The sequence below is a fragment of the Candidatus Methanoperedens nitratireducens genome, assembly GCF_000685155.1.
Lineage (GTDB): Archaea > Halobacteriota > Methanosarcinia > Methanosarcinales > Methanoperedenaceae > Methanoperedens > Methanoperedens nitratireducens.
In genome coordinates this window covers 105,262-105,474 of the sequence record NZ_JMIY01000003.1, presented here as the reverse complement: position 1 = coordinate 105,474, position 213 = coordinate 105,262, and positions in this window count along the sequence as shown.

The following is a 213-nucleotide window of genomic DNA, read 5'->3' as shown; positions in this document are numbered from 1 at the left end:
TTTATACATAATTGCGGCAATAATAGGAATCAACAATATTAAAGCTGTAATTCGCTGAAATAACCGCAGATAAACGCCCCGAGTCGCGCCTCGGGAGGGCGCATCCACGTCGACTGTCACGCCAGTCGATTGCGTATCCACGTCGACTGTCACGCCAGTCGATTACGTATCCACGTCGACTGTTACGCCAGTCGATTACGTATCCACGTCGAC